Below are 26,078 nucleotides of genomic sequence, written 5' to 3' on the forward strand. Positions count from 1 at the left end.
CCGTGGGTCAGACGATCGGCGCGTCCGGTGCCTCGGCAACGCCTCCGTCGCGGTCGGCGGCCGGCTCGTAGCGGCGCGGCAGCAGCAGCCGCGAGATCACGGCGGCGAGCAGCGCGCCCCCGCAGGAGAACGAGGCGGCGACCTCGTAGCCGACCTCGTGCGGGTGCACCGCCCCGACGGGCGTGTACGTCGACAGCACGGCCGCCACGATCGCCGCACCGACCGCGCCACCCATGAGCCGCAGCACCTGGTTGATCCCGGTGGCGCTGGCGGTCCGGTTCTCCGGGGTGCGGGCGACGATGATCGCCGGCATCACCGAGTAGGCGAAGCCGATCCCGATGCCGAAGAGCAGCATCATCACCGCGACGTGCCACCACGTGTCGTGCCACAGCACGAAGAACCCGAAGGCCGCCGAGACGAGCAGGGAGCCGAAGGCGAGCACGGAGCGCGACCCGACCACCCGCTCGGCCGCTCGCGCCCACGGGGGCGAGACCAGGCTGGCGACGGCCATCGGGAGCATCAGCAGGCCGGTCACGAACACCGACTGCCCCAGGCCGACACCGGTCTCCACCGGCCGCTGCACCACGAGGATCACGACGGTGGCGCCGCCGAAGACCCCGATGCCGAGCAGGAACGCGGCGACGTTGACGCCGAGCACGCCGCGCGCGCAGGTCAGTCGGAGGTCCACGAGCGGCTCGCGGGTGCGCAGCTCGACGACGACCCACGCGGCGAGCAGCAGGCCGCCGACGCCGGCGAGCGCGAGGACCGGCGCCGAGGTCCAGCCCCAAATGTCGCCGCGGGCGACGAACAGCAGCGTCGCGGTCAGCGCGGAGCCCAGCAGCAGCGCCCCGGGCAGGTCGATGCGCACCTCCCCCACGCCCTCGCCCGAGACGGGTACGCGCCGCCACACCCACCAGGCCGCCGAGCCCGCCACGACGAGCGCGAGGACGAACGCGGCGCGGTAGCCGCCGACCATCACGCACAGGCCGATCGCCGGGTTGCCGAGCCCGACGCCCACGGCGACGCTCGTGGACAGCACGCCGAGGGTGCGGGCCAGGACGGGCCCGGAGAGCTGCTCGCGGGCGATGCTGACCGTCAGGGGCACCATGGCGTAGCCGAACCCCTGGAAGCAGCGGGCCGCCAGCAGCGCCGGGAACGTCGGCACCAGCGCGAGGGCGCTGCCCCCGGCGACCAGCAGCAGCGCGACGACGAGGAGGTTGCGGCGCAGCCGGCCGTCCGCCAGCCGCGACAGCACCGGCGTACCCACGACCCCGACGATCAGCGTGACGATGAGGCTCCACTGCGCGTCCGGGATCGCGACGTCGCGGTCCTGGGCGACCTCGAAGACGATGGGGCTGCCGAGCCCGGCGACGATCGCGCCGGTCAGCGCTGCGAAGGCCAGGCAGGCGACGAGCCCGGTGTCGCTGCGCTCCCGGGTCCGCGTGGGCGCGGTGGTCACACCGCCTCGAGCAGCGTCGCGTTCGCCATCCCGCCGCCCTCGCACATCGCGACGAGCCCGTAGCGCTCGCCGCGGCGGCGCATGCGGTGCACCAGCGTGGTCACCAGCCGCGCACCCGTGGCGCCCAGCGGGTGCCCGAGCGCGATGGCACCGCCCTGCGGGTTGAGCCGGTCGGGGTCCGCGCCGGTCTCGGCGAGCCAGGCGAGCGGGACGCTCGCGAACGCCTCGTTGACCTCGTAGGAGCCGACCTGGTCCAGCGGTACGCCCGAGCGCGCGACGAGCCGCTCGGTGGCCGGGATCGGGCCGGTCAGCATGAGCACCGGGTCCGACCCGGTGACGACCATGGAGTGCACGCGCGCCAGCGGCATCAGGGCGTGGCGGCGCACCGCCGCCTCGGAGGCGACGAGCACGGCGGCGGCGCCGTCGGAGATCTGGCTGGCGAGGGCGGCGGTGATCCGGCCCCCTTCGCGCAGCGAGGCCAGACCCGCGAGACGCTCGGGCGTGGTGCCCGGCCGCGGCCCCTCGTCGCGGGCCACGCCGTCGACCTCGACGACCTCCTCGTCCAGCTCGCCCGCGTCGCGGGCGGCGAGGGCGCGCTCGTGCGAGGTGACGGCGAAGGCCTCCATCCGCTCCCGGGTCAGGTCCCAGCGCCGGGCGATGAGCTCCGCCCCGCGGAACTGGCTGACCTCCTGGTCGCCGTAGCGCTCGACCCAGCCCCGGCCCTCGCGCGGGTGGCCCAGACCGGCCTCGACGCCGACGAGGGTGGGCGAGCCGATGGGCACCTGGCTCATCACCTCGACCCCGCCGGCGACCACGAGGTCCTGCACCCCGGCCAGCACGGCCTGGGCGGCGAAGTGCAGCGCCTGCTGCGAGGACCCGCACTGGCGGTCGATCGTGGTCGCGGGCACGCTCTCCGGCCAGCCGGCCGAGAGCACGGTGGTACGCCCGATGTTCGATGCCTGCGGGCCGACCTGGCCGACGCAGCCCCACAGGACGTCGTCGACCTCCTCGGTCGGCACGCCCGTGCGCTCGGCGAGCGCGCGCAGGACGTGCGCGCCGAGGTCGGCGGGGTGGACGTGCGCGAGGCCTCCGCCGCGGCGGCCGGTGGCGGTGCGGACCGCGCCGACGAGGTACGCCGCCGAGCCCGCGCCGCTCACAGGCCCAGGATCCGCGCCAGGTTCCCGCCGAGGATGCCCGCCTCCTCCTCGGGCGTGAGCCCGAGGTTGCGGATCGCCGCGATCTCCGCCGCGGGGTCGGCCATCGGCCAGTCCGAGCCGTAGACCACCCGGTCGGCACCGTGGGCTCGGATCAGGTCACGGACCTTCTCCGGCTCCAGCTCGGCCATGGTGGGAGGCCACGACGTCTCGAGGGTGACCCGCGAGCCCACCACGTGCTGCTCGGCCTCCTCGAGGCGGTGGTAGCCGCCGTAGTGGCAGGCGATCAGCTGCAGGTGCGGGATGGAGTCGGCCAGCTTGCGCAGCAGCGCCGGGGCGCCGCGCTCGTTGGCCTCCTCGTCCGCGCCGGCACCGACGTGGGTGACGACGGGCATGCCCTCGTCGCCCAGCGCCGAGAGGATCTCGTGGACCTTGGGGTCGGCCAGCGACACGGTCTGGAAGAGCGGGTGCAGCTTGACGCCGACGATCCCGTTGTCGCGCAGGTGCCTGAGGTTCTCCTCGACCGACAGGTCGGGGTGCACCGTGCCGAAGGGGACGAGGCGGTCGCGCGGCACCGAGCCGATGAACTCGTTGGTCTTGGCGACGACCGAGGCCTTGATCCCGACCCCGAGGGCGAGGCCCTTGTCGATGCCGGACTCGTCCATCGTGCGCAGCAGGCCGTCGAGCGTGCCGTCGAAGCGCAGCTTCATCCCGGCGGGCCGCTGGGCCTGCATCGCGTGCGCGATGTGGTCGGGCCAGACGTGGAGGTGGCAGTCGATGATCATCGGGCGCCCCCCTCGTGGTCCTTCACCAGCTTCTTGGCCAGCGAGTCGAGGATGACCTCGGTCGAGCCCTCGTAGATGCGCATGGGACGTGCCTCGCGGTAGAAGCGCTCCATCTTGCCGCCGCGCACGAGGCCGAAGCGGCCCATCACCTGCACGCAGCGGTCGACGACCCGACCCGCGGCCTCGGTCGCGCCGACCTTGGCCATGGACGACAGGTGCAGGCCGGCCAGCGGGTCCTGCGCCGCCGCGGCGGCGGCGCGGTAGGTCAGGGACCGGGCCATCTCGATGTCGATCCAGCACGTGGCGAGCGCGGCGGGGACCCCGCCGAGACGGGCCAGCGGACCGCCGAACTGCTGGCGGGTCGTGGCGTGGCCGAGGGCCTCCTCGAGCGCCGCCTCGGCGAGGCCGACGGAGGCGCCGGCCACCGAGACCCGGAAGGTCGCCAGCGTCGAGAGCATCAGGCGGAAGCCCTGGCCGCGCTCCCCCAGCCGGTGGTCCAGCGGCACGCGCACGTCCTCCAGGACGACGTCGCCGAGCACGTGGGGCGCGACGATCTGGTGCGGCGTGGTCACCGTGACGCCCGGGGCGTCGGCCGGCACGAGGACGAGCGAGAAGTCGTCGCCCTCCTTGCCCAGGATGCCGAAGAACGACGCGTCGGGGGCGTTGGTGATGAACGACTTGTGACCGTTCACCACGAGCTCGTCGCCGTCCTGCACGACCGTGGTCGTGATGGCGCGCAGGTCGGAGCCGACGTCGGGCTCGGTCAGGCCGATGGCCGCGACGGCCTCCAGCGTGGCGACCTTCGGCAGCCAGTGCGCGCGCACCCGCTCCGACCCGGCCACCGACACGGCGAACGAGCCGATGCCCTGCATGGCGAACATGGAGTCGAGGTGGGCGCTCACCTTGGCGAGCGCCTCGCGCACGACCGTGACCGCCAGAGAGTCGACAGCCTCGAAGCGGCCGCCGTACTCCGCGGCGACGACGACCTTCGCCAGCCCGGAGGCCGCGAGCCGCTCGCGCACGTCCGGGTCGAAGCGGTCGGCCTCGTCGGCGCGCGCGGCCACGTCCTCGCAGGCCAGGGCGAGCTTGCGGGCCTCCTCCTGCAGGTCGACGTAGCGCTGCGGGAGGGAGAAGAGCGCCGTCGTTCCGCTGTCGTTCACTGGCCGATCGCCTCCGGGGGTCGCTGGTTGAAGTTGCGTCCGAACAGCTCCGAGGCGATCCTCACACGCTGGATCGCCGGCGTGCCGCCCGCGATCGCCCAGCCGTGGGAGTCGCGGTGCAGCCGCTCGATGCCGTACTCCTCCGAGTAGCCGTTGCCGCCGTGCATCTGCATGGCCAGGTCGGAGACCTGCTTGGCCATCTCGTTGGCGAAGCACTTGGCGACGGAGACCTCGAACGGCACGGGCAGGCTCGTTCCGCCGTTGACCGCCGCGCGGTAGATCAGCAGGCGGGCCGCCTCGACCTGGGTGGCCATCGTGGCGACGGTCATCTGCACGTTCTGGAACTCGACGAGCGGACGGCCGAACTGGTGGCGCTGCTCCACGTAGGACACCGTGCGGTCCAGCGAGGCCTGGCCGATGGCGAGCGACATGGTCGCGTTGCCGAGCCGCTCGATGGAGAACACGCCGAACAGCTTGTGGAAGCCGCCCGCGTCGACCACGACGTTGCTCGCGGGGACGCGCACCTCGTCGAAGTAGATGTCGGCGCTCGGGATGCCGCGGAAGCCCATGAGCTTCTCGCCGGCACCGAAGGAGACGCCCGGGGTGTCGGCCGGGACGATCACGGCGCCGATGCCCTTGGCGCCGGGGTCGTCGTTGAGGCGGCAGTAGACGAGATAGTGGTCCGCGTGCCCGCCGTTGGAGATCCAGCGCTTGTTGCCGGTGATGACGATGTCGTCACCGTCGCGGCGTCCCCGCGTCTTCATGTCGGTCGCGGCGGACCCGGCGTCGGGCTCGGAGATGCCGATCGCCATGGTCACCTCGCCGGAGACCACGCGCGGCAGGTAGTCGCGCTTCTGCTGCTCGGTGCCGAAGAACTCGATGACGCGGCAGGGACCGACGTTGGCCTCGAAGACCTGGAACGCGGCGGGGCGGCACTGCTTGGCCAGCTCCTCCTGGACGATGAGGGCGTCGAGGAGCGTTCCCCCGTGGCCCCCGTGCTCCTCGGGGATGGCGATGCCGAGGAAACCGAGGTCCGCCAGGCGGCGGACCTCCTCGGCGGGCAGAGCAGTCCGCTCGCGGTCCCACTCGTCGGCCCGCGGGGCGTACACCTCGCGCGCCACCTCGGCGGCCAGCTCGCGCAGCTGCTGCTGCTCCGGGGTCAGTTGGAAACCCAGCACTTCGGCCCCCTGGACCTAGCGGTGTCACGGTGCTGACACCTGAGTGGATGATAACTATGATCACCATAGCGATGGATTCGGCGCCGTCAACCCGATCGGCGCCTTTCGACGACGAGGAGTTCACGTGTCCGACATCCGCAGCGACGTCCCCGCCCCCGGCTTCGACCTGACGGGCCGCGTCGCGCTCGTCACCGGCGGCAGCCGCGGCCTGGGCCGCGAGATGGCCCTCGGACTGGCCCGCGCCGGCGCCGACGTGGTGGTGGCGAGCCGCAACGGCGACGCCTGCGTGGAGTTCGCGGCCGAGCTGGCCGAGGCCACGGGCCGCCGCACGCTCGGCGTCGGTGCGCACGTCGGCCGGTGGGGCGCCCTCGACGGCCTCGTCGACACCGTCTACGACGAGCTCGGCCGTGTGGACGTGCTCGTCAACAACGCCGGCATGTCCCCGCTCTACGACAGCGTCACCGACCTCAGCGAGGAGCTGTTCGACAAGGTCCTGGGCGTGAACCTCAAGGGACCGTTCCGCCTCACCGCCCTCGTCGGCTCGCGGATGGCGGAGGGCGACGGCGGCTCGATCATCAACATCTCGAGCGCGGCGGCGGTGCACCCCAAGCCGCACGTGCTGCCGTACGCCGCCGCGAAGGCCGGGCTCAACGCGCTCACGGTCGGCTTCGCCCACACCTTCGGCCCGTCGGTGCGCGTCAACGCGATCATGGCCGGCACGTTCCTCACCGACGTCAGCAAGTCGTGGGACGCGGAGGCGTTCGCCCGGCGGGCCGACGGCTTCGCCGCGAAGCGCGGGGGGCAGCCCGACGAGATCGTCGGCGCCGCGCTCTACCTGGCCAGCGACCTCTCGTCCTACACCACCGGGTCGATCCTGACCGTCGACGGCGGCCAGCCCTGAGCCCCGCCCTGAGCCCAGCCCTGAGTCTCCGGCGCCGTCGTTGACACCCGACCACCCCGAGATGATGATCATGAACATGGATCCTCTCACCGTCGGCCGCGATGCGCTACGGCGTCGGGCGCCCGAGGTCGTCGAGGCGTTCGAGCACGTGGAGGGGGTGGCGGCGGACAGCGTCGAGCCGGCCACGCTCGCCATGGTGCGCGACCGCGTCGCCGCCCTGCTCGACCTGCCCGCGCCCGCCCCCGACGACGCGCTCGACGGGGCGCGGGCCGCGAGCATCGACAGCTGGCACTCCTCCCCCGCCTTCGACGAGCGGGACCGGGCGGTGCTGGCCTTCGTGGAGCAGTTCGTCTTCTCGGTCTCGAGCATGGGCGACGCGGAGGTGGACGCGTTGCTCGTCGACCGCTCGCCCGCGCAGGTCCACGAGCTGGCGAACGCGGTGTGGGCGGTCGACCTGGGCGCCCGGGTCGACCACGTCGCCGGGGTGGTGCTCGGATGAGCGCGCAGGCGGACGCCGCCGCAGGCGCACGGGGCAGCGACGCCGTCGCGCCGCGGATCCCGCTGCCGACCGACCGCTCCCAGCCGAAGTACGGCCTCCCGATCGACCACGCGGTGGCCCGCTTCGCCGCCGCCGTCGTGCGCCGCGACGCGCTCGACCCCACCATCACCGAGCTGGTCCGGCTGCGCTGCGCACGCGTGCACGACTGTCGCCTGTGCCGCTCGGTGCGCGACGTCGCCGCCACCGAGGTGGACGAGGAGCTGGCGGCGAAGGTCGACCACCACGAGACCAGCGACCTGCCCGAGCGCGCCAAGGTCGCGCTGCGGCTCGCCGACGCGGTCATCCTCGCGCCGACGACGGCCGACGCCCGGCTGCGCGAGGACGCGCGCCGCCACTTCTCCGAGTCCGAGATCGCGGAGATCCTGCTCGACGTCGTGAAGTGGAGCCAGCAGAAGGCGTCGGTCGCGCTGCGCATCGAGGTCGCTCCGCGCGAGGGACTCAGCGAGCTGCGCTTCGACGGCGACGGGAACGCGAGCGTCGGGGCCGCGATCTGACCTCGCGCCCCGGCACGCCCCGGCCGCTCAGCGGCGGTCGTGCGGGGCGCGCTCGGCGAGGTGGTACGCGGTGACGCTGTCGGGGGCGAACGGGGAGTCCTCGAGCAGACCGCGCAGCGCCGGCCCCGCGAACAGCTCCTCGCCCCAGACCTGGTGGTCGAGGTAGAGCTCGAGGTACGCCATCCGCCGCGACCCCTCGACCGTGCGCCCGGTCGGCTTCTGGCCGGGCTCGGCGAGCGCGACGTTCTCCCCCTCGCGCAGCACCCGGTTGTCGACGAGGCGCCGCGCGCCGTACTGCTCCGCGAACGCGTCCGCGACCCGTGCCACGAGCTCCTCGAGAGCCGTCGCGGCCGCCCGCGGGTCGAGCCGCTCCGGCCGGTCGACGACCACCACGTACTTGTCCGAGCTCAGCTGCCCGGTGCCCCGGTCGAGCACCACCGTCTCCGTGACGTCGAAGCGTCGCAGGTCACGCAGGAAGTTCTGGTGGTCGTGGGCCAGCATCCGGCCGACCGACGCCGAGAACTCGCCGCCCTCGGGCCCGAACCGCATCGTCGCGTAGCGCCACAGGTCGGGCACGCGCCGGAAGCCACCGTCGATGTCCCACTGCCCCAGCACCAGGTTGGTGTGGTACGCCAGCAGTCCCGGATGGTCCCGGAACACCCGCACCGCCCACGGGCTGTGCACCTCGAGGTAGTGCCGCTCGGACTCCTCGCGGGGCCGGAGCGCGCTCGGCTGGAACTGCAGGATCCGCTTGCTGGCGGCGGGGGTGGTGGCGGACATGAAGCGCAACGTAATCTGCCAACCATTCGTTTGGAAAGGGCCTTGTCGACCCGCCCTGACTGTGGTGTGATGCAGGTCACCGGCGACGATGCGCATCATTCGCAGCGACGCCGTCGCCAGCAGTCGACGAAGCCGCGCGGACCCCCGCGACCGCTTCCCCGTGCCTCCCGCACCCGGTCGGTGTCCCCTCGCGCCCAAGGAGCTCCATGCCCACGTCCGCCGCCACTCCCGCCGCGGTCCCCGCCGCGGCGGACGGCCGCCCCGAGGAGGTGGTGCTGCGCGTCGAGGGCCTCACCCTCCGCTACGGCAGCGTGACCGCCCTGAACGACGTCGGCTTCACCGTGCGCGCCGGGGAGACCGTCGCCCTGGTGGGTCCGAACGGCGCCGGCAAGACCTCGCTGTTCAACTGCGTGAGCGCGTTCTCCCGCCCGACCAGCGGCACCCTGCGCTTCCGCGATCTCGACCTGACCCGCTCCTCGCGGCACGCCGTGCCCCGGGCCGGGATCGGACGCACCTTCCAGAACCTCTCCCTCTTCCCCGGCGCCACCGTGCTCGAGAACGCCCTCGTGGGCCGCCACTCGCTGATGCGCTCGGGGATGGTCGCGAACCTCGCCTGGTGGCGGGGCTCGCGGCGCGAGGACGTCGCGCACCGCGAGGCCGTCTGCGAGGTCCTGGACCTGCTCGGCCTGCTGGACCTGTGGGACGTCGAGGTGGGCGGCCTGCCCTACGGCACCCGCAAGCGCGTCGAGCTCGCCCGCGCGCTGGCCATGGAGCCGACGCTGCTGCTGATGGACGAGCCGGTGGCCGGCATGAACCCCGCGGAGACCGCCGAGCTCACCGCCATCGTCAAGGACCTCGGGCGTCGCCGCGGCCTGTCGGTCCTGGTCGTCGAGCACGACATGGCCATGGTGATGGAGGTGGCCGACCAGATCACGGTCCTCGACTTCGGCCAGGTCATCGCCCAGGGCACGCCCGCCGCGATCCGCGACGACCAGCGCGTGCGCGACGCGTACCTCGGCAACTCCGTCGAGCGCAGCACCCCCGCCGCGCCGGCCGCCGCCGAGACGACCGGGGAGGCGTGACGTGCAGGACTTCCTCCAGCTCGCGGTGACGGGGACGGCCCTCGGGTCCGTGTACGCCCTCATCGCCGTCGGCTTCGTGCTCATCTACAAGTCCACCGGCCAGCTGAACTTCGCCCAGGGCGACGTGATGGCCATGGGCGCCTTCCTCGTCTACTGGTTCGGCCCCGGCCGCTTCGAGCTCTCGTTCGCCTTCGCGGTGCTGCTCGCACTGGTCGGGACCTGCGCGTTCATGGTGTTCGTCGAGTTCGCGCTCGTGCGCCGTCTCGCCGCGCACTCCCACGAGGCGGTCCTCATCGGCACCCTGGGGCTCGGCATCCTGATCCGGGCGGCCCTGACCGCCGGGTTCGGCACCGACAAGCTCGGCATCGGCGACCCGTGGGGCAGCTCGACGACCACGTTGCTCGGCGTCTCGGTGACGACCTCCAGCCTCTGGGCGATCGCCGTCACCGGCATCATCATCGGCGCGCTGACCGTCTGGTTCCGCAGCAGCCGGGCCGGCGTCTCGGTGGTCGCGATGTCGCAGGACCCGGTGGCCGCCGCGGCGCTCGGGGTGAACACCCGCCGCATGACCGTCATCGTCTGGGCCATCGCCGGCGCGCTCGCGGTCGTCGCGGGCATCTTCCTGGCCGGCTACCCGCGCGGCATCGACCCCCACATGGGCCTGATCGCGCTCGCCGCCTTCCCCGGAGCCGTCCTGGGCGGCTTCGACTCCATCAACGGCGCCGTCGTCGGCGCCGTGACCATCGGCATCGTGCAGACCCTGGTCGCCGGCTACGAGGCCCCCTGGGCCGGCGTCGTCGGCCACAACTTCCACGTCATCGTGCCGTGGCTCGTGCTCGTCGTCGTCCTGCTCGTGCGGCCCCAGGGGCTGTTCGGAACGAAGAGAGTGATCCGTGCCTGAGACCTCCGTCGCCGACCGACCGTCGGCCGCCCCGTCCCCCGCCGCCCCGACGACCCGCGACGTCCGCTCGGCCACCCGGCTGCTCGGCACCCGGGAGTCGCGGATCCTCGCCGTCGTGGTCGCGGTCGCCGCCGTCGCCGCGCTGGCCTCCGCGAACGACCGCATCCTCGCCGTCGCCAACTTCGGTCTCATCGCCGCCGTCGCGGCGATCGGGCTCAACGTCGCGATGGGCACCACGGGGATCATGTCGCTGGGCCACGGCGTCTTCGTCGGCTTCGGCGCGTTCACCGCCGCCGTGCTCGCCGACCACGGCGTCCCCTACTTCTTCGCCGCGGTCGCCGCGATGGCGGTCGCCGCCCTCGCCAGCCTCACGATCGGTCCCCTCGCCCTGCGGCTGTCCGGGCTCTACCTGGCCGTCGGCACGATCGGGATCGCCTACGTCGGCGAGCACCTCTTCGTGAACCTGCGCAGCCTGACCGGCGGCGGCGCGGGACGCATCGTCGAGGCCCCCGTGATCCTCGGGGTCGAGATGTCGCGCGACTCGGCCCTCGGCGGCCGCCTGGTCACCAGCGACATGAAGTGGTTCGTGCTCCTGGTCATCGTCACCCTGCTCGTCGGGGTGATGGTCGCGGCGATGCAGCGCCTGCGCTGGGGTCGCGCGCTGAACGCGATCCGCGACAACGAGAGCTCGGCGGCCGCCGCCGGCATCGCGGTGACCCGCGCGCGGGTCATGGCCTTCGCCATCTCCGCCGCCCTGGGCGGCCTGTCGGGCGCCCTGCTCGCCGGCTACCTCCGCTTCCTCAACCCCGAGTCCTTCGGGCTCGAGCAGTCGATCCAGTACCTGGCGATGGTCATCATCGGCGGGCTCGGGTCGGTCGGCGGCGCCGTCGTCGGGGCCCTGCTCATCACGGCCCTGCCCACGCTGCTGGGCGAGCTCACCTCGGCGCTCGGCCTCGTCGAGGAGGCCAGCGGCACCAGCAGCACCTTCAACACCGGGACGCTCTCGCTGATCGCCTACGGCCTCGTGATCGTCCTCGTCATGGTCCTCGCGCCGCACGGCATCGCCGGCGGCTTCCGCAAGCTCGGCCGCCGCCTGCGCGCCGGCCGCGCCCACAAGGCCGCCGGCGTCGACTGACGCCGCCGGTCCCCTCTCGGACACCTGCTCGGCCCCGCACCCCCCGCTCACCCCCACCGCACGGCACCACTTCGAAGGGAACCACCATGCGACCCACCCGCCGTCCGACCACGGCCGCGCTCCTCGCCGCCGGCCTCCTCGTCAGCTCCGCCTGCGCCGCCGCGCCGGGCGGCGGCTCCGGCGACCTCGCCGTGGGCAACGGCGTCACCGACGACACCATCACGGTGCTGTCCCTGACCGACCTGTCCGGGCCGGCGGCCTCCGGCGGGCGTCCCGCGCAGGCCGGGCTGGAGGCGTACGTCGAGCACCTCAACGCCAACGGCGGCATCGACGGTCGCGACGTCGAGCTGATCACCGAGGACCACCAGTACAACCCGCAGCTGGCGGTGCAGCAGTACCGCTCGCACAGCAACGACATCGCCGCCCTGGTCACCTACGGCACGCCGACCACCGACGCGATCCGGCCCTTCACCGCCGACGACGAGGTGCTCTCGCTCGGCTTCAAGGGCCCCTACCAGGAGACGAACACCTTCGCCCAGGGCACCGCGTTCGAGGTCGACACGGCGAACCTGCTGACCTACGCCCTCGAGGAGAACCCCGGCGCCAAGGTCGGCGTGATCTACCAGGCCGACGCGATGGGCGACGCGATCCTGCGCGGCGTCGAGGCGGTCGAGGAGGCCACCGGGACGGAGATCGTCGCCGAGGCCAGCGCCGACGCCACCGCCAACGACCTCACGGCCCAGGTGACCGCGATGCGCCGCGCCGGCGCCGACACGGTCGTGCTCGGCGTCGGGCCCGGCGGCACCATCGCGGCGGTCGGCGCCGCGTCGTCGCTGGGCTACGACGCGCAGCTGCTCTCGCCGGGCACCGCGTACAACCGCGCACTGCTCGACCTCCCGGTCGGCCCGGCCATGGAGGAGAACATGATCGTCAGCTGCTCCTACCCGCTGTGGGACTCCGAGAGCGAGGGCAACACCACCTTCCACGAGGCGCTCGGCGACGACGTCGAGCCGCAGGGCACGATCGTGCTCGGCTGGATCGCGGGCATGATGATCGAGGACTTCATCCGCGACGCCATCGACGCCGGCGACGCGACCCCGGCGGGCATCGTGGCGGCCGCGCAGGGCGCGACCGTCAGCACCGACGGGCTGACGCCGGACATGACGTTCGGCGAGGACATCAACGACCGCACCCCGTTCCGGGCGAGCCAGCTGTGCAGCGTCAACGCCGACGAGGACGACGGCGTGACGCAGCTGGCCGACTGGTTCGAGAGCGAGGCCGCCTCCGCGGTCGAGCTGCAGTGAGGACGGGCTCGTGCTCGAGATCACGGACCTGACGGTCACCTACCCGGGGGGCGCGGAGGCGCTGCACGGCGTCAGCCTCAGCGTCCCGACGGGGCGGGTCACGACGGTCCTCGGCGGCAACGGGGCGGGCAAAACCAGCCTGCTCCGGGCCGTCGGGGGCCTGCTCCCCCAGTACCGCGCGTCGGTGCGCACCGGCAGCGTCTCCCTGGACGGCGAGGACGTCACCGCCCTGCCCCCGTGGCAGCTGGTACGCCGTGGGCTCGCGCAGGTGCTGGAGGGCCGGCACATCTTCACGGACCTCACCGTGCGCGACAACCTCGTCGTCGGCGGCCAGGGCCTGCCGCGGCGCGAGGTCGCCGACGCGGTCGAGCGGGCGTACGAGCAGTTCCCCGCCCTGCGCGACAAAGCGACGACCAGCGCGGGCTACCTCTCGGGCGGCGAGCAGCAGATGCTGGCCATCGCCCGGGCGACTCTGCGGCTGCCCCGTCTGCTGCTGCTCGACGAGCCCAGCCTGGGCCTCTCTCCCCTGATGGGCGAGCGGATCGCGACCGCGATCGCGGACATCGCCGCGCAGGGGGTCACGGTGCTGCTGGTCGAGCAGAACGCCCGGCTGGCGCTCAGCATCAGCGAGCAGGCGGTCGTGATCGCGAACGGGAACGTCGTGACCGCCTGCCCGGCCGTCGACCTCCTCGACGACGACAAGCTGTCAGCCGCGTACCTGGGCGGCGCGGCAGCGGTCTGAGGCTCGGCGCGGCTCGTCCGGGACGTGGTCACCGGACGGGCCGCGTCGGCGTTCCCGGCGCCCCTGCGAGGATCGCCCTCGGGTGATCGGGACGCGAGCTGGTCCGACCGGACCGCACGAGCACTCGTACGGGGGTGTCGAGTGACGCGAGGCAGTACCGGCCGCACGGGTCCCGGCGGTCACGACGAGCAGCAGCGCCTGTCCGAGATCTCACGGGGCCCGAGGGTGGCCGCGGTGGTCAGCGGCATCGCCGCGCTGGGCGGGATCGCCGCCGCGATCGACGTGGGCGAGGTCGCCGCGGGCCTCTGGTTGATGGTGACCATCGCCCTGATGGTCTGCGCGCTCAGCATCCACCAGGCCGTCACCTTCTCCCCCGCGGTGCTGGCCCGGCTGGAGCGCCTCGCGGACCGGACCGGCGGTCGGTTCACGCCGTGGAGGACGGGCGTGGGTGACAACACCGCCCATCCCTTCACGGAGAGTGCGGGGACGGACTGCTTCGCGGTGGTCAACTACGTGGACCAGGGGGTGGCCGTCGAGGTCGGCCATCTGAGCACCCACAAGACGGCGGGGTTGCGCAAGCTCAACGCGTACGTCGCGATCCGTCTCCCCCGACGCGTGCCGCACCTCGTCGTCGACTTCGGACACCTCAGGCAGATCCTCGGCGTGCGGGTGGTGCCGACGTCGTGGCACAGGTCCCAACGGGTCGACGTCGGTGGCGGACGCCGGTTCCCGCTCTTCGTCGCCGACGGCGGCGAGCAGTTCGCCCGGACGTTCTTCACCCCCGACGTCGTGCGCGCGTTCCGCGCTGTGGGGCGGTCCTACGACGTGGAGATCCGGGGCGACCGCGTCTACCTGCTGTCCCGGAGGTCGATCGCGTCCGGCTCGGAGAGACGACTGCAGCGGCAGCGGGAGCTCGTCGACGACCTCGTGCTGAGGATGTCGGATCCGCGGATGACGGACTTCCTCAGCCGTCAGCGTCGCGACCTCGGCCGCGGCGAGCTGCGTACGGACGTGAAGCGGGGCGTCATCCTCGTCGGCACCGGCGCCGTGGTCGTCATCGCGGTGCTCTCCGGCCTCCTCCTCCGCGCCGAGGAGCTCCTGGGTTCGTAGACGGGGTGCGACCCCGGGCCGGTCGCGTCAGTCAGCGGACGAACGTGGCGACGTCGTCGACGTCGGCGCGGGAGGTGCGGAACGCGTTGACCGGGTGGGTCGGGTCGGCCCGGCCGAGCGCGACCGCGCAGACGACGGCGCGGCCCTCGGCGAGGCCGAGCTGGGTGCGCACGACGTCGGAGTACATGGCGACCGCGGCCTGCGCGCAGGTGGCCAGCCCGGCGGCCCGGGCGGCGAGCAGCAGGGTGGCGACGTAGCCGCCGCAGTCCACGGCGCCGTAGGTGCCCTGCGACCGGTCGGTCGTGACCACCAGCGCGTGGGGGGCGCCGAAGAAGTCGAAGTTGCGCAGGGCCTGCTCGTCGCGGGCCGCCCGGTCGCCGCGCTCGATGCCGAGGCTGGCGTAGAGGGCCAGGCCGCTCTCGCGCCGCCGCTCGTCGTGGACACCGGTGTAGCCCGGCGGGACGTCGAGGTCGGGCGCCGGCGGCCCGGCCGGGACGCGCTCGCGCAGCGCGCGCGAGAGCCGGTCGCGGGCGGCGCCGCTGACGACGTGGACCTGCCACGGCTGGGTGTTGCACCACGAGGCGGTGCGCTGGGCCGTCGCGAGGACCGCTCTCAGCACCGGTTCCGGCACCCCCTCGGGCGCGAAGGCGCGGCAGCTGTGCCGGTCGGCGAGCAGCGCGTCCAGGTCGTCCAGGTCGGCCAGGTCGGCGAGCTCCTCCGCCGTCCTCACGACGACACCGCGTCGGGCACCCGGCCGGTCACGAGCGGCACGACGACCTCGGTGTCGTACCAGGTCGAGACGTGCAGGACCCGGCCGTCGCGCACCGTGATCACGTCCATCGCCGGGAAGGTGACGGGCGTGCCGTCGGGGCGCCGACCCGTGAAGGTGATCTCGACCGCGGCGCGGTCGCCGTCGACGAGGATGCGGGTCGGTCGGTCCTCGTGCTCGTCCCACTGGGCCACGATGGCCTGGTACAGCCGGGTGACGCGCTCGACGCCGTCGGCGTGGAGCAGGTCGCCCTGCCGGATCCGGACGTCGGGGTGGAGGGTGGCGCGTAACGCCTCCCAGTCGCGGGCGTTGACGGCCGCGAAGTAGCGCTCGACGAGCGCGGTCACGTCTGCCACCGCGGACGCCGCGGACGGGACGGACGGGCCGGGCGCCGGTGCGGAGACCTCGTCGCGGAGCCGGCGGCGCAGCACCTTGCCGTTGGCGCTGCGGGGCAGCGGCTCGGTCCGCACGTCGATGCGGGTGGGGATCTTGAACCCGGCGAGCCGCTCGCGCAGGGCCGCGGAGATGGTCACGGGGGTCAGGGCGGGGTCGTCGGCGACGACGAACGCGTGCGGGGTCTCGCCCCAGCGCTCGTGCGGCGCCCCGACGACGGCGCACTCGCGCACCCCGGGCAGCGCCTCGAGAGCGCGCTCGACCTCGGCCGGCACGACGTTGATGCCACCGGTGATGATCATGTCCTTGAGCCGGTCGACGATGGCGAGGTAGCCCTCGTCGTCCTTCGTGGCCACGTCACCGGTGCGCAACCAGCCGTCGACCAGCGAGTCCGGGTCCGGCGCGCCGTCCTTCCAGTAGCCGGCCATCACCGCCGGCCCGCGCAGCCACAGCTCGCCGGGCTCCCCGACGGCGCAGTCGCTGCCGTCCGGCGCGACGATCCGCGACTCGGTCAGCATCATGGGCCGTCCGACCGACCCCTCCTTGCGCTCGACGTCCGCGGGGGCGAGCGCCGTCGCGACGCCCGAGGACTCCGTGAGGCCGTAGCCCTGCGAGAGCCGGATCCCCCGGGCCCGCAGGGTGGCCATCAGCTCCGGGGTCACCATGGCCCCACCCGCCGAGACGGTGTCGAGGCTGGAGACGTCGGTCCGCTCGATGTCGGGGTGCACGGCGATCGCCTGCCACACCGCCGGGACGGCCATGAAGACGGTGATCCGGTCCTCCTCGAAGCGGCGCAGCGCGCGCCCGGGGTCGAACGCGGCGTCGGTGACCAGCAGCCCCCCGGCGACCGTCGTGGCGAACCACGAGGCGAGCAGGCCCGCGGAGAACGCGAGCGGGTAGGGCACGTAGGTGACCGTGTGACGGCCCCAGGCGTCGTTGACGATCCGGTCGTGGGCCATCGCGAAGATGCTGCGGTGCGTCACGGCGGCGCCGCGAGGACGCCCGGTCGTGCCGGAGGAGTAGAGGATCGCGGCGACGTCGTCGAGCTCGCGCACGACCCGGAGCGACCCCTCCTCCGCACCGCCCTCGGCGCCCGCCGCGTCGCCGTCCGCGGTGACGCGGTGCAGCTGGGCTCCCGGGCCGACGGCCGCGTCGGCGGCAGCGGAGGCGTACGCCTCGTCGTGCAGGAGCAGGCGGGCTCCCGCGTCGACCAGCTGGTCGCTCATCTCGCGCGGGTGCAGGCGGTGGTTGAGGGGCACGACGACGCCGCCGGCCGCCAGGGTCGCGAGCACGCCGACGCAGAAGGCCCGCGAGTTCGCCATCACGACGCCCACGCGGTCGCCGGGGGCGACGCCCCGGCCCGCCAGGACCGCGGCCTCCCGCAGCGCGGCCCGCTCCAGCTCGCGCCAGGTCAGCTCGCCGTCGTCGTCGCGCACCGCCGGTGTGTCGGGACGTCGCTGCGCCCAGTGCGTGACCGCCGTCAGGATGTCCATCCCGCTCACCCGCCCGTCTCTCGTCGTCGGTACGGCCGACGCTACACAACCAAACGTACGGTTGCCTAGGTCCGAGATCCCTGATCATAATGAGGCGCACACAGCGTCGTGTCAGGAGGAACGAGATGGTCGACGACCTCAGGCTCGGGATCGGGCTGGGCTACTGGCAGGCACGCCCCGCCGACGACACCGCGGCGGTGCAGACGGCCGAGTCCCTGGGCTACGACTCGGTCTGGGTCGGCGAGGCCTACGGCTCCGACGCCCTGACGCCGCTGACCTGGTACGCGGCCCGCACCTCCCGCATCGGGCTCGGCACGTCCATCTGCCAGATCGACGCCCGCACCCCGGCCAACGCGGCCATGGCCGCGATGACCCTCGACGCGCTGAGCGGCGGCCGGCTGCGTCTCGGCCTCGGGGTCTCCGGCCCCCAGATCGTGGAGGGCTGGTACGGCCGGCCCTTCCCCAAGCCGCTGGCCCGCACGCGGGAGTACGTCGAGATCCTCCGCGCCGCCTGGGCCCGCGAGGCGCCGCTGCGCCACGACGGCGAGTTCTACCCGCTCCCCCACCCCGGCGGGGCCGGTCTCGGCAAGCCCCTGCGCCTCATCACCGAGCCGCTGCGTCCCGACATCCCGGTCTACCTGGGCGCCCAGGGCCCCAAGAACGTCGAGCTCGCGCTCGAGGTGGCCGACGGGTGGCTGCCCGCGTTCGTGCACATCGAGAGCTTCGACGCGATGTACGGCGACCTCGTCGCCCGGGCGCGTCCCGGCTTCGACATCGTCGCGACGGTCAACACGTTCGTCGACGACGACCTGCGCGCCGCCTTCCGGCGGGCCAAGCAGCCCCTGGCCTGGTACGTCGGCGGGATGGGCGCCAAGGGTGCGAACTTCCACCTCGACGCGGTGACCCGGGCCGGGTTCGGCGACGTCGCGCACGAGGTGCAGGACCTGTTCCTCGCCGGCCGGCGCGACGAGGCGGTCGACGCGATTCCCGACGAGCTCGTCGACGGGACGTCCCTGATCGGTCCGCCGGGCCGGATCCGCGAGCGGCTCCAGCTGTGGCGCGACTCGCCCGTCGGCACCGTCGTGCTGATGGAGCTGCGCGACGAGACCGCGATGAAGGCGCTGGCCGCGGAGGTCGGGCTGTGAGCACCACGACGACCCGCCGCGCCGCGCGCGACCTCGCGTACCGCCCCGGCGTCGCCACCTGGGTCACGCGCCACGCCGAGCGGTTCGGCGACAAGCCCGCGCTGGTGCTCGACGACCGCGTGCTGACGTACGCCGACCTCGAGCGCCGCACCTGGCAGGTGGCGCACCTGCTCCGCGAGCGCGGCGTCGGCCGGGGCGACCGCGTCGCGCTGCTGCACGACAACCACGCCGAGTTCCTGCCCGCGATGCTCGCGGTGCTGCGCCTCGGTGCCGTCTACGTGCCGCTCAACACCCGCCTCTCCGAGAGCGAGACCGTCGCGCTCGTGCGCGACAGCCGCCCGGTGCTGCTCGTCACCCAGGACACCTGGTCCGCACGCGCCGCGGCGCTGCTCGCACACTCGGGCGAGCCCTTCGACGTCCTGGCGACCGACGGCGACGGGTGGCCCGACACGGACGCGCCCGCGGAGCCGTTCGCGGTGCCGCACTTCGACGAGGACACGACGGCCGGGCTGTTCTACACCTCGGGCACCACAGGGCTGCCCAAGGGCGCGATGATCACGCACCGCAACATCGCGTCGGTGGCGACGTCGCTCGCCGTCGACCTCGGCTTCCACCGCGGCGACCGCCCCCTGGTCTCGCTGCCGATCAGCGTGTCCGGGGCGATGCTGGCCGGGGTGCTGCCGTTCCTCCACCTCGGCTGCAGCATCCGGCTCCTGACCCTCGGCACCCCGGAGGCGATCGCCGAGGCGATCCGCGCCTACCGGCCGTCCTACATGGCGAGCGTCCCGACGGTGTTCAAGGCGCTGCTCGACCACCCGGCCTTCGACGGCCTCGACCTCACCTGCTTCCAGCGGGTCCTCTCGGCCGCCGCGCCCATGCCCGTCGCCCTCATCGAGCGCTTCCGCGAGCGCGGCCTCGACGTGTTCGTGCAGGGCTACGGCCTCACGGAGTCGTGCGGGTTCTCCTCCTGCCTCATGCCCGAGGACGCCGTGCGGAAGGTCGGCTCCATCGGGCGCCCGATGACCTACAGCGACGTGCGCGTGCTGGTCGACGACCGCGAGGCCGGGCCCGGCGAGATCGGCGAGATCTGCGTGTCGGGGCCGTCGGTGATGGCCGGCTACTGGGAGCGGCCCGACGAGCGGGCGGTCGTCGACGGCTGGCTGCGCACCGGGGACCTCGGCCACGTCGACGACGAGGGGTACCTCTACGTCACCGGCCGGCTCAAGGACATGGTCATCACCGGCGGCTACAACGTCTACCCGGCCGAGGTGGAGAACGTGCTCTACCAGCTGCCCGGCGTGGCGGAGGCCGCGGTGGTCGGCGTGCCCGACGAGCACTGGGGCGAGCGGGTGGTCGCGGTCCTGCGCCCGCACGCCGACGCCCACGACCTCGACGCCGAGTCCGTCCGGGCGCACTGCGCCGCCCACCTCGGCGACTACAAGCGGCCCAAGGAGGTCGTGCTGGTCTCCGAGCCGCTGCCGGTCAACCCGACGGGCAAGATCGTCAAGGCGCGGATCCGCGAGGCGTACGCCGCGGGCTCGCTGCGCTGAGGGCGGGCTGCGGCGCTCGGCCCCGGCCCCGGCCGACCCGTCAGGCGGTCGCCGGGCCCCGCACCACCCACGTCCCGGTCGCGACCGCGCACAGCGTGCCCTCCGCGTCGAGGATCCGGACGTGCGGCACGCCGCTGCGCCGGCCCCGTCGCAGGATCTCGGCGTGCACCTCCAGGGGGGCGGCGACCGCGGCGGCGAGGAAGTGCATGGTGAGGTCGGTCGTCGCGGCGGCCGTGCCGGGCTCCCCCGTCGAGGAGACGGCGACCCCGGCGGTGACGTCGGCGGCCGCCAGCAGGACCCCGCCGTTGACGGCGCCGCCCGGGTTCCGGTGCTCCTCGCGCACGTGCAGCAGCGCCCGGACCCGTCCGACCTCGACGTCCACGCACTCGACCCCGATCCACCGGATCGCGGCGAGGTCGTTGAACCAGACCCGCAGGCCCTCCAGGCCCGGCGTCTCCCGCGGCCAGGAGTCCATCAGCGGTCCTCGAACACGGCCGGGCGCCGCTCGAGGAACGCGTCGCACGCCTCGCGGAAGTCGGCCGTGGAGGTCATCATCACCTGCGTGCGGTTCTCGAGCTCGAGCTGCTGGCGCAGGCTCAGGCCGTCGCGCGAGGCGTTCAGCAGCGACTTGGTCATGCGGGTCGTGAACGGCGCGACGTCGCACATCCGCTGCGCGACCTCGACGGCGGCGTCGAGCTCGTCGCCCTCGGCGACGACGCGCGAGACGAGGCCGATCCGCTCGGCCTCCGCCGCGTCGACGTCGCAGCCCGTCAGCAGGATCTCGGCCGCCCGCTCGGCGCCGACGAGGCGGGGCAGGAACCAGGACGAGCCCATGTCCCCGCCCGAGACCCCGAGCTTCGCGAACGAGGCGCTGAACCGCGCCGCCGGCCCGGCGACACGCACGTCGGCGGCGCAGGCCAGCGACAACCCGCCGCCGGCGGCGATGCCGTGCACCGCCGCGACGACCGGCTGCGGGATCTCCCGCAGACCGGCGACCACCCGGGCCACGACCTCCTGGATCGCGTAGGTCGTCTGAACCCGGCCGACGTCCTCGACCCAGCGGGCGCCCTCCGCCTGGCCCTTGAGGTCCATCCCGGCGCAGAAGGCGCGACCGGCCCCGGCCAGCACGACCACCCGCTGCTCGTAGTCGTAGAGCAGGTCGTCGAGCACCTCGCCGAGCCGGCGCAGCAGCCCGTGCGAGAGGGCGTTGAGCCGCTCCGGACGGTCGAGGGTCAGGATCGTGACGGGTCCGCGGCGCTCGACGGCGACGGGCTGCGTGTCGCTCACGAGAGCACCGCCGCGTCGGCCGAGGGCTCGCGGTCGACCAGCTCGGCGCGCAGCTCGCGCTTGAGGATCTTGCCGCTCATCCCCCGCGGCAGCGGCTCGTGGCGCAGCTCGAGGCGCGTCGGTCGCTTGTAGGTCGCGAGCGACGCCTCGACGTGGGAGGTGAGGTCGGCCAGGCCCAGGTCGGGGTTGGCGCTGACGACGCAGGCGACGGGCGTCTCGCCCCACCGCTCGTCGGGCACGCCGACCACGGCCACCTCGACGACGTCGGGGTGGCTGGCGAGGGCCGACTCGACCTCGGCCGGGTACACGTTCAGCCCGCCCGAGATGATCATGTCCTTGGACCGGTCGACGATGCGGAAGTAGCCGTCCTCGTCGACGGTGGCCAGGTCGCCCGTGTGCAGCCACCCGTCGCGGATCGTGTCCGCGGTGGCGGCCGGGTTGCGCCAGTACTCCTTGAGGACGCAGGTGCCACCGAGCAGCAGCTCGCCCGGCTCGCCCGGCGCGCAGTCGCGGCCGTCGGCGCCGACCACCCGGGCCTCCTGCCCCCACAGCGGCTGCCCGACCGAACCGAGGCGGCGCAGGGCCTCGTGCGCCTGCAGCTCGAGGTTGAGGCCCGAGCCCTCGGTGAGGCCGTACGCGTTGACGAGGCCGACGCCGCGGTCGTGGTAGAGCCGCAGCAGGTGCTCGGGGACGGCGGCCCCGCCGGCCTTGGCGACCCGGAGACCGGACAGGTCGCGATCGGCGAACCCGGGCTCGGCCGCGAGGCGCTCCAGGATGACCGGGACGACGCCGACGAACGAGACCCCGTGGTGCTCGATGTCGTCGAGCAGCCGCGCGGGGTCGAAGCCGTCACGGACGAGGATCGACCCGCCGCAGCGCAGGAACGGGATCGCGAAGGAGACCCCGGCGCCGGTGAAGGCGAGCGGCACCGTGACGACCGCGCGGTCGGCGTACCCCAGCGCGTCCACGGCGATGGCGCTGGCGGCGACCCCCTCCATGTTCGCGTGCGTCAGCACGGCTCCCTTGGCCCGTCCCGTCGTGCCGCTCGTGTAGCAGATCATCAGCGGGTCCTCGGGCGACACGTCGAGGTCGCGCTCGAGGCGGCCGTGCCCCCGCAGCTCGTCGAAGCCGCGGGCCAGCTCGGGCACCTCCCCCACGAAGAAGACCCGCTCCGCGCCCACGAGCTCCTCCAGGACGCCCAGCACCCCGAGGAAGGCGGTGTCGGTGACGACCGCCGCGAGGTCGGCGTCGCCGGCGACGTCGCGCAGCTCGCCCGCGGTCAGCAGCGGGTTGAGCGGCACGAACACCGCGCCGATCCGCGCGCAGGCCAGGACGACCTCGAAGTGCTCGGGCGCGTTGCGCATGAGACCGCCGACGCGGTCGCCGTGACGGACGCCGACGGCGTGGAAGCCGGCGGCGACCTCGGCGCACCCGCGCTCGAGCTCACCCCACGTGCGGCCTCCCGCGTCGGCGAGGAGAGCGGGGCGCTCGGCGCCGAACCTGGCCCAGTGCCGGGCCCACTGACTGATACCGGTCATGCTTGCGGAAACTACCAATCGGTTGGTAACTTCGTCAACGACGCGACGGCCCCCGCGTCGAGCCGACGACGGTGCACGACCCGTGCGCCGCCACCGGACGAGAGGGCCCCCGAACCAGCAGCAGAGCCAGCCAGAGAGGCGGAACCCCATGACCGGTGCGGAGACGAACATCGAGCGGGTGATGGTGGTCGGCGGCGGAGGCCAGATGGGCAACGGGATCGCGCAGGTCGCGGCCGTCGCCGGACTGGACGTCACGCTCGTCGACCTCGCGCAGGGCGACCTCGACCGAGGCATCGCCCGCATCGAGCGGAGCCTGGAGCGCCTCGTGCGCAAGGACCAGCTCTCGGACACCGAGGCGAAGGAGGCCCGGGAGCGGATCACCACCAGCACCGACCTCGAGGCCACGGCCCGCGAGACCGACCACCTGATCGAGTCGGTCGTGGAGGACGTCGACGTCAAGCGCGACATCTTCCGCCGCGCCGACGAGGTCGCTCGCCCCCACGTGATCCTGGCGTCCAACACCTCGCAGTTCGCGATCTCGCGGATCGCGGCGGCCACCGGCCGGCCCGACCGGGTGATCGGCACCCACTGGTTCAACCCGCCGCCGGTGATGCGCCTGGTCGAGATCGTGCGCGGCGTGGAGACCAGCGACGCCACGGTCGCGGCGATGAAGGACCTCGCCGCGCGCTACGGCAAGGAGACGATCGTCTGCGAGAAGGACACGCAGGGCTTCCTGACCTCCCGCCTCATCATGGCGCTGATCGCCGAGTCGATGCGGGTCGTCGAGGAGGGCATCGCGACGCCGGAGGACGTCAACCGGGCCTGCCAGCTCGCGTTCAACCACGCCATGGGCCCCCTGCAGACCGTCGACCTCGGCGGCCTCGACACCTACGTCAAGGCCTCGGAGGCCATGGCGTCGCACTACGGCGACCGCTTCCTGCCCACCCAGGGGCTGCGGGCGCTCGTGAACGCCGGCCACTACGGCTACAAGACGGGCCGCGGGTTCAGTGAGTACGGCGCCGCTCAGTAACGGCTCGGAGGTGCCCTCGCCGCCCGCCACGGGCGGCGAGGCCCTCGCCGAGCTCGTCGACCTGCTCCGCCCGCGCCGCCAGGGCCACTCGTCCTACCGGGGCGAGGCGCCCGCCGTCGAGTGGGGCGTCCCCTACGGGGGGCTGCTCGTCGCCCAGGCGCTGGCTGCCGCCTCCGCCACCGTGCGCGAGGGGCAGTGGGTGCGCAGCCTCCACGCGTACTTCGTGCAGGCCGGCCGCGGCAGCCAGCCCGTCGACCTCGACGTGCAGCGCGTCCACGAGGGCCGTTCCAGCGCCTGGCGCTGCGTCGAGGTGGTGCAGGCCGAGCGCCTCCTGCTGCGCGCCGAGGTCATGTTCGCCACCGACACCCGGGGCCCGTCGCACCAGGCGCCCGCACCCGCCGCGACCGACCCGTCCACGCTGCCGAACGTCGGCGACCAGCTGGAGGGGTACGCCGACACCTTCCGCCCGTGGACCACCGTGTCGCCCTTCGACCTGCGCTACGACTCCGACCCGCCGAGGCTGGCCACCGACGGCGCCCCGGCCAGCACGACGTGGGTCCGCGCTGCGGGGCCGGCGCCGCGCGACCGCGCGCTGGCGGCCGCGCTCCTGGCGTACGCGAGCGACCTCTGCATGCTCGACCCCTGCCTGCGGCCCCACGGGTTGTGGTTCGGACCCGACGCCGCCGCGGGCTTCTCCCTGGACCACAGCATGTGGTTCCACGCGCCGGCCCGTGTCGACGACTGGGTGCAGCTGACCCAGAGCTCTCCCGCGATGCAGGGCGGCCGCGGGCTCGGCACGGCCCAGATGCACTCCCGGGACGGCACACTGCTGGCGACGGTCGCCCAGCTCGGCAGCATCCGCGCGCCCCGCGACCACCGCCCCGCCCCGCTGCACCCCACCCCGACCAGCACCCCGGAGGAGCGACGATGACGTCGACCGACACGACCGGCACGACCGGCACCACCCACCCCGTGCGCGCCCTGGCCGAGCGCTACTTCGCGGCCGTCAACGGCCACGACTGGGAGGCCCTGGCGGCGGTGCTGCACCCCGACGTCGAGGTGCGGCACGGCATGAGCCTGTCGACGACCGGCAGCGAGAAGGCCGTCCGGCTGCTCACGGCCGTGGTCGCGCAGTTCGAGGAGCACGAGGACCGTCCGACGCGCTACGTCGTCGACGGGGACGCGGCCGCCGTCGAGATCGAGTTCGTCGGCCGCACGCGGGCGGGCGCGGAGGTCGCGTTCGACGCCGTCGACGTGATCGACACCGACGGCTCGCGGATCACGCGGGTGGTGTCCTGGTACGACACCGCCGTGGTCGTGCCGATGATCAAGGGGTCGGGCGCCGGCGCCTGACCGGCACCGCCGGGGGTCAGGACGGCAGGGGCGCGGCGAGCGAGGCCATGGCGTACGTCGACAGCTCGTCGATCACGCGGTCCGCGCTGAGGCGGCCGCGCGCGTCGTACCAGTAGTGCACCCAGTTGGCCATGCCGAAGACCGCCCGCGAGGCGAACTCGGGCGTCACGCCGTCGCGCAGGCGGCCCTGCTCGACGGCCTGCTCGACCAGGCTGCGGAAGTCGTGGTCGTAGTCGTGCTGGCGCTGGACGATCTCGGCGGCGCGCTCCTCGCTCAGGGCGCGGAAGTCGCGCACGAAGACGATGGAGTCGGTGGGGTGGGCCAGGCTCATCCGGATGTGGCCCTCGACGAACGCGCGCAGCGCCGCCACCGGGTCGTCCGCGTGCTCGCGCCAGCCCTGGTTGCCCGCGATGATCCGCTCGTGGTTGCGGTTGATGATCGCGAACAGAAGATCCTCCTTGGTCGCGATGTAGTGGTACATCGACCCCTTGAGGATCCCCACCTCGTCCGCGATCTCCTGCAGGCTCGTCGCGTCGTAGCCCTTGCGACGGAAGATCTCCGCCGCCGCGTCCACGATCAGCTCGGACCGGTCGAAACGACGCTGTCCCCGACGCGGGGCGTCGGTCGACCCCTCCGCGTCGTTCCCCGAAGAACGCTTGCTCACAGGTGCACGCCTCACTTCCGACCTCGGTGCCAGGGCATTGTGGCAGCCCGCACCCAGCGGACACGATCGCGGCACGCCCGGCCGGGTGGGCCGGACGCACCGCGATCGGCGC

Annotated in this window: 26 protein-coding genes; 14 read left to right on the top strand and 12 right to left on the bottom strand. The window is 73.6% G+C overall.

What is annotated here, in order from left to right; genetic code table 11:
• Positions 1-7: 7 nt before the first annotated feature.
• Genes RDV89_RS01025 through RDV89_RS01045 form a run of 5 tightly spaced genes read right to left on the bottom strand, consistent with a single transcriptional unit; the run spans position 8 to position 5,736 of the window.
• A complete protein-coding gene (locus tag RDV89_RS01025) occupies positions 8-1,459 on the bottom strand; it encodes an MFS transporter (protein ID WP_315730589.1) in 1,452 nt (483 codons plus the stop codon).
• A complete protein-coding gene (locus tag RDV89_RS01030) occupies positions 1,456-2,616 on the bottom strand; it encodes an acetyl-CoA C-acyltransferase (protein WP_315730590.1) in 1,161 nt (386 codons plus the stop codon). The genes RDV89_RS01025 and RDV89_RS01030 overlap by 4 nt, the downstream gene beginning before the upstream one ends.
• Positions 2,613-3,398, bottom strand: coding sequence for an amidohydrolase family protein (locus RDV89_RS01035; RefSeq protein ID WP_315730591.1), 786 nt, complete (start codon positions 3,396-3,398; stop codon positions 2,613-2,615). The genes RDV89_RS01030 and RDV89_RS01035 overlap by 4 nt, the downstream gene beginning before the upstream one ends.
• A complete protein-coding gene (locus RDV89_RS01040; protein WP_315730592.1) occupies positions 3,395-4,558 on the bottom strand; it encodes an acyl-CoA dehydrogenase family protein in 1,164 nt (387 codons plus the stop codon). Before RDV89_RS01040 ends, RDV89_RS01035 begins: the two co-directional genes overlap by 4 nt.
• Positions 4,555-5,736, bottom strand: coding sequence for an acyl-CoA dehydrogenase family protein (locus RDV89_RS01045; protein WP_315730593.1), 1,182 nt, complete (start codon positions 5,734-5,736; stop codon positions 4,555-4,557). Before RDV89_RS01045 ends, RDV89_RS01040 begins: the two co-directional genes overlap by 4 nt.
• 124 nt (positions 5,737-5,860) lie before the next feature.
• Between RDV89_RS01045 and RDV89_RS01050 the strand changes: the two genes are divergently transcribed.
• From RDV89_RS01050 to RDV89_RS01060, 3 genes are all read left to right on the top strand, one after another.
• Positions 5,861-6,637, top strand: a complete 777-nt coding sequence (locus RDV89_RS01050; RefSeq protein WP_315730594.1) for an SDR family NAD(P)-dependent oxidoreductase — start codon at positions 5,861-5,863, stop codon at positions 6,635-6,637.
• 76 nt (positions 6,638-6,713) lie between these two features.
• Positions 6,714-7,136 (top strand): carboxymuconolactone decarboxylase family protein, encoded by a 423-nt coding sequence (locus RDV89_RS01055; RefSeq protein WP_315730595.1) that lies wholly within the window; start codon positions 6,714-6,716, stop codon positions 7,134-7,136.
• A complete protein-coding gene (locus tag RDV89_RS01060) occupies positions 7,133-7,690 on the top strand; it encodes a carboxymuconolactone decarboxylase family protein (RefSeq protein WP_315730596.1) in 558 nt (185 codons plus the stop codon). The genes RDV89_RS01055 and RDV89_RS01060 overlap by 4 nt, the downstream gene beginning before the upstream one ends.
• 27 nt (positions 7,691-7,717) lie before the next feature.
• On the opposite strand, the gene RDV89_RS01065 is transcribed toward RDV89_RS01060, so the two are convergent.
• The gene (locus tag RDV89_RS01065) at positions 7,718-8,470 is read right to left on the bottom strand and encodes a hypothetical protein (RefSeq protein WP_315730597.1); all 753 of its coding nucleotides are present in this window, start codon (positions 8,468-8,470) and stop codon (positions 7,718-7,720) included.
• 206 nt (positions 8,471-8,676) lie between these two features.
• Between RDV89_RS01065 and RDV89_RS01070 the strand changes: the two genes are divergently transcribed.
• The 6 genes from RDV89_RS01070 (at position 8,677) to RDV89_RS01095 (ending at position 14,744) form a co-directional block, all read left to right on the top strand.
• On the top strand, positions 8,677-9,552 hold the full coding sequence (locus RDV89_RS01070; protein ID WP_315730598.1) for an ABC transporter ATP-binding protein: 876 nt from the start codon (positions 8,677-8,679) through the stop codon (positions 9,550-9,552).
• A 1-nt stretch (position 9,553) separates the two neighbouring features.
• Positions 9,554-10,453, top strand: coding sequence for a branched-chain amino acid ABC transporter permease (locus tag RDV89_RS01075; RefSeq protein WP_315730599.1), 900 nt, complete (start codon positions 9,554-9,556; stop codon positions 10,451-10,453).
• Positions 10,446-11,588: a branched-chain amino acid ABC transporter permease gene (locus tag RDV89_RS01080; protein ID WP_315730600.1), complete on the top strand. Its 1,143-nt coding sequence runs from the start codon at positions 10,446-10,448 to the stop codon at positions 11,586-11,588. The genes RDV89_RS01075 and RDV89_RS01080 overlap by 8 nt, the downstream gene beginning before the upstream one ends.
• An 86-nt stretch (positions 11,589-11,674) precedes the next feature.
• Positions 11,675-12,892 (top strand): ABC transporter substrate-binding protein, encoded by a 1,218-nt coding sequence (locus RDV89_RS01085; RefSeq protein WP_315730601.1) that lies wholly within the window; start codon positions 11,675-11,677, stop codon positions 12,890-12,892.
• Between the two features lie 10 nt (positions 12,893-12,902).
• Positions 12,903-13,634 (top strand): ABC transporter ATP-binding protein, encoded by a 732-nt coding sequence (locus RDV89_RS01090; RefSeq protein WP_315730602.1) that lies wholly within the window; start codon positions 12,903-12,905, stop codon positions 13,632-13,634.
• Positions 13,635-13,868: 234 nt separating this feature from the next.
• Positions 13,869-14,744: a hypothetical protein gene (locus RDV89_RS01095; RefSeq protein WP_315730603.1), complete on the top strand. Its 876-nt coding sequence runs from the start codon at positions 13,869-13,871 to the stop codon at positions 14,742-14,744.
• A 31-nt stretch (positions 14,745-14,775) separates the two neighbouring features.
• Here RDV89_RS01095 and RDV89_RS01100 read toward each other — a convergent pair whose 3' ends face one another.
• Both RDV89_RS01100 and RDV89_RS01105 read right to left on the bottom strand, forming a co-directional pair.
• The gene (locus RDV89_RS01100) at positions 14,776-15,474 is read right to left on the bottom strand and encodes a nitroreductase (protein WP_315730604.1); all 699 of its coding nucleotides are present in this window, start codon (positions 15,472-15,474) and stop codon (positions 14,776-14,778) included.
• Entirely contained in the window at positions 15,471-17,399 is a 1,929-nt protein-coding gene (locus RDV89_RS01105; RefSeq protein WP_315731502.1) for an AMP-binding protein, read from the bottom strand. The genes RDV89_RS01100 and RDV89_RS01105 overlap by 4 nt, the downstream gene beginning before the upstream one ends.
• A gap of 125 nt (positions 17,400-17,524) precedes the next feature.
• Between RDV89_RS01105 and RDV89_RS01110 the strand changes: the two genes are divergently transcribed.
• Complete coding sequence (locus RDV89_RS01110) at positions 17,525-18,544, top strand: LLM class F420-dependent oxidoreductase (protein ID WP_315730605.1); 1,020 nt, start codon at positions 17,525-17,527, stop codon at positions 18,542-18,544.
• Positions 18,541-20,094, top strand: a complete 1,554-nt coding sequence (locus RDV89_RS01115; protein ID WP_315730606.1) for a class I adenylate-forming enzyme family protein — start codon at positions 18,541-18,543, stop codon at positions 20,092-20,094. Before RDV89_RS01110 ends, RDV89_RS01115 begins: the two co-directional genes overlap by 4 nt.
• 40 nt (positions 20,095-20,134) lie before the next feature.
• Here the strand turns inward: RDV89_RS01115 and RDV89_RS01120 are convergent, their stop codons facing one another.
• The 3 genes from RDV89_RS01120 to RDV89_RS01130 are packed head-to-tail and all read right to left on the bottom strand — an operon-like array spanning position 20,135 to position 22,919.
• Positions 20,135-20,569: a PaaI family thioesterase gene (locus RDV89_RS01120; RefSeq protein ID WP_315730607.1), complete on the bottom strand. Its 435-nt coding sequence runs from the start codon at positions 20,567-20,569 to the stop codon at positions 20,135-20,137.
• Positions 20,569-21,381, bottom strand: coding sequence for an enoyl-CoA hydratase/isomerase family protein (locus RDV89_RS01125; protein WP_315730608.1), 813 nt, complete (start codon positions 21,379-21,381; stop codon positions 20,569-20,571). The genes RDV89_RS01120 and RDV89_RS01125 overlap by 1 nt, the downstream gene beginning before the upstream one ends.
• Positions 21,378-22,919 (bottom strand): class I adenylate-forming enzyme family protein, encoded by a 1,542-nt coding sequence (locus RDV89_RS01130; protein WP_315730609.1) that lies wholly within the window; start codon positions 22,917-22,919, stop codon positions 21,378-21,380. The genes RDV89_RS01125 and RDV89_RS01130 overlap by 4 nt, the downstream gene beginning before the upstream one ends.
• A gap of 148 nt (positions 22,920-23,067) precedes the next feature.
• Between RDV89_RS01130 and RDV89_RS01135 the strand changes: the two genes are divergently transcribed.
• The 3 genes from RDV89_RS01135 to RDV89_RS01145 are packed head-to-tail and all read left to right on the top strand — an operon-like array spanning position 23,068 to position 25,302.
• Complete coding sequence (locus tag RDV89_RS01135; protein ID WP_315730610.1) at positions 23,068-23,949, top strand: 3-hydroxyacyl-CoA dehydrogenase family protein; 882 nt, start codon at positions 23,068-23,070, stop codon at positions 23,947-23,949.
• A gap of 10 nt (positions 23,950-23,959) precedes the next feature.
• Positions 23,960-24,880, top strand: a complete 921-nt coding sequence (locus RDV89_RS01140) for an acyl-CoA thioesterase (RefSeq protein ID WP_315730612.1) — start codon at positions 23,960-23,962, stop codon at positions 24,878-24,880.
• Entirely contained in the window at positions 24,877-25,302 is a 426-nt protein-coding gene (locus RDV89_RS01145) for a nuclear transport factor 2 family protein (protein ID WP_315730613.1), read from the top strand. The genes RDV89_RS01140 and RDV89_RS01145 overlap by 4 nt, the downstream gene beginning before the upstream one ends.
• Positions 25,303-25,318: 16 nt before the next feature.
• Here RDV89_RS01145 and RDV89_RS01150 read toward each other — a convergent pair whose 3' ends face one another.
• Positions 25,319-25,966 carry a TetR/AcrR family transcriptional regulator gene (locus tag RDV89_RS01150; protein ID WP_315730615.1) on the bottom strand — a complete coding sequence of 216 codons (648 nt, stop codon included), beginning with the start codon at positions 25,964-25,966 and terminating at the stop codon, positions 25,319-25,321.
• Positions 25,967-26,078: the final 112 nt, after the last annotated feature.

This window comes from Nocardioides imazamoxiresistens (genome assembly GCF_032378595.1).
Classification (GTDB): Bacteria; Actinomycetota; Actinomycetes; order Propionibacteriales; family Nocardioidaceae; genus Nocardioides; species Nocardioides imazamoxiresistens.

Coding starts and splice junctions, on each gene's coding strand:
- RDV89_RS01035 (WP_315730591.1), bottom strand. CDS start 3,398: ATGATCATCGACTGCCACCTCCACGTCTGGCCCGACCACATCGCGCAC.
- RDV89_RS01055 (WP_315730595.1), top strand. CDS start 6,714: ATGGATCCTCTCACCGTCGGCCGCGATGCGCTACGGCGTCGGGCGCCC.
- RDV89_RS01060 (WP_315730596.1), top strand. CDS start 7,133: ATGAGCGCGCAGGCGGACGCCGCCGCAGGCGCACGGGGCAGCGACGCC.
- RDV89_RS01065 (WP_315730597.1), bottom strand. CDS start 8,470: ATGTCCGCCACCACCCCCGCCGCCAGCAAGCGGATCCTGCAGTTCCAG.
- RDV89_RS01070 (WP_315730598.1), top strand. CDS start 8,677: ATGCCCACGTCCGCCGCCACTCCCGCCGCGGTCCCCGCCGCGGCGGAC.
- RDV89_RS01085 (WP_315730601.1), top strand. CDS start 11,675: ATGCGACCCACCCGCCGTCCGACCACGGCCGCGCTCCTCGCCGCCGGC.
- RDV89_RS01105 (WP_315731502.1), bottom strand. CDS start 17,399: ATGGACATCCTGACGGCGGTCACGCACTGGGCGCAGCGACGTCCCGAC.
- RDV89_RS01110 (WP_315730605.1), top strand. CDS start 17,525: ATGGTCGACGACCTCAGGCTCGGGATCGGGCTGGGCTACTGGCAGGCA.
- RDV89_RS01120 (WP_315730607.1), bottom strand. CDS start 20,569: ATGGACTCCTGGCCGCGGGAGACGCCGGGCCTGGAGGGCCTGCGGGTC.
- RDV89_RS01130 (WP_315730609.1), bottom strand. CDS start 22,919: ATGACCGGTATCAGTCAGTGGGCCCGGCACTGGGCCAGGTTCGGCGCC.
- RDV89_RS01135 (WP_315730610.1), top strand. CDS start 23,068: ATGACCGGTGCGGAGACGAACATCGAGCGGGTGATGGTGGTCGGCGGC.
- RDV89_RS01145 (WP_315730613.1), top strand. CDS start 24,877: ATGACGTCGACCGACACGACCGGCACGACCGGCACCACCCACCCCGTG.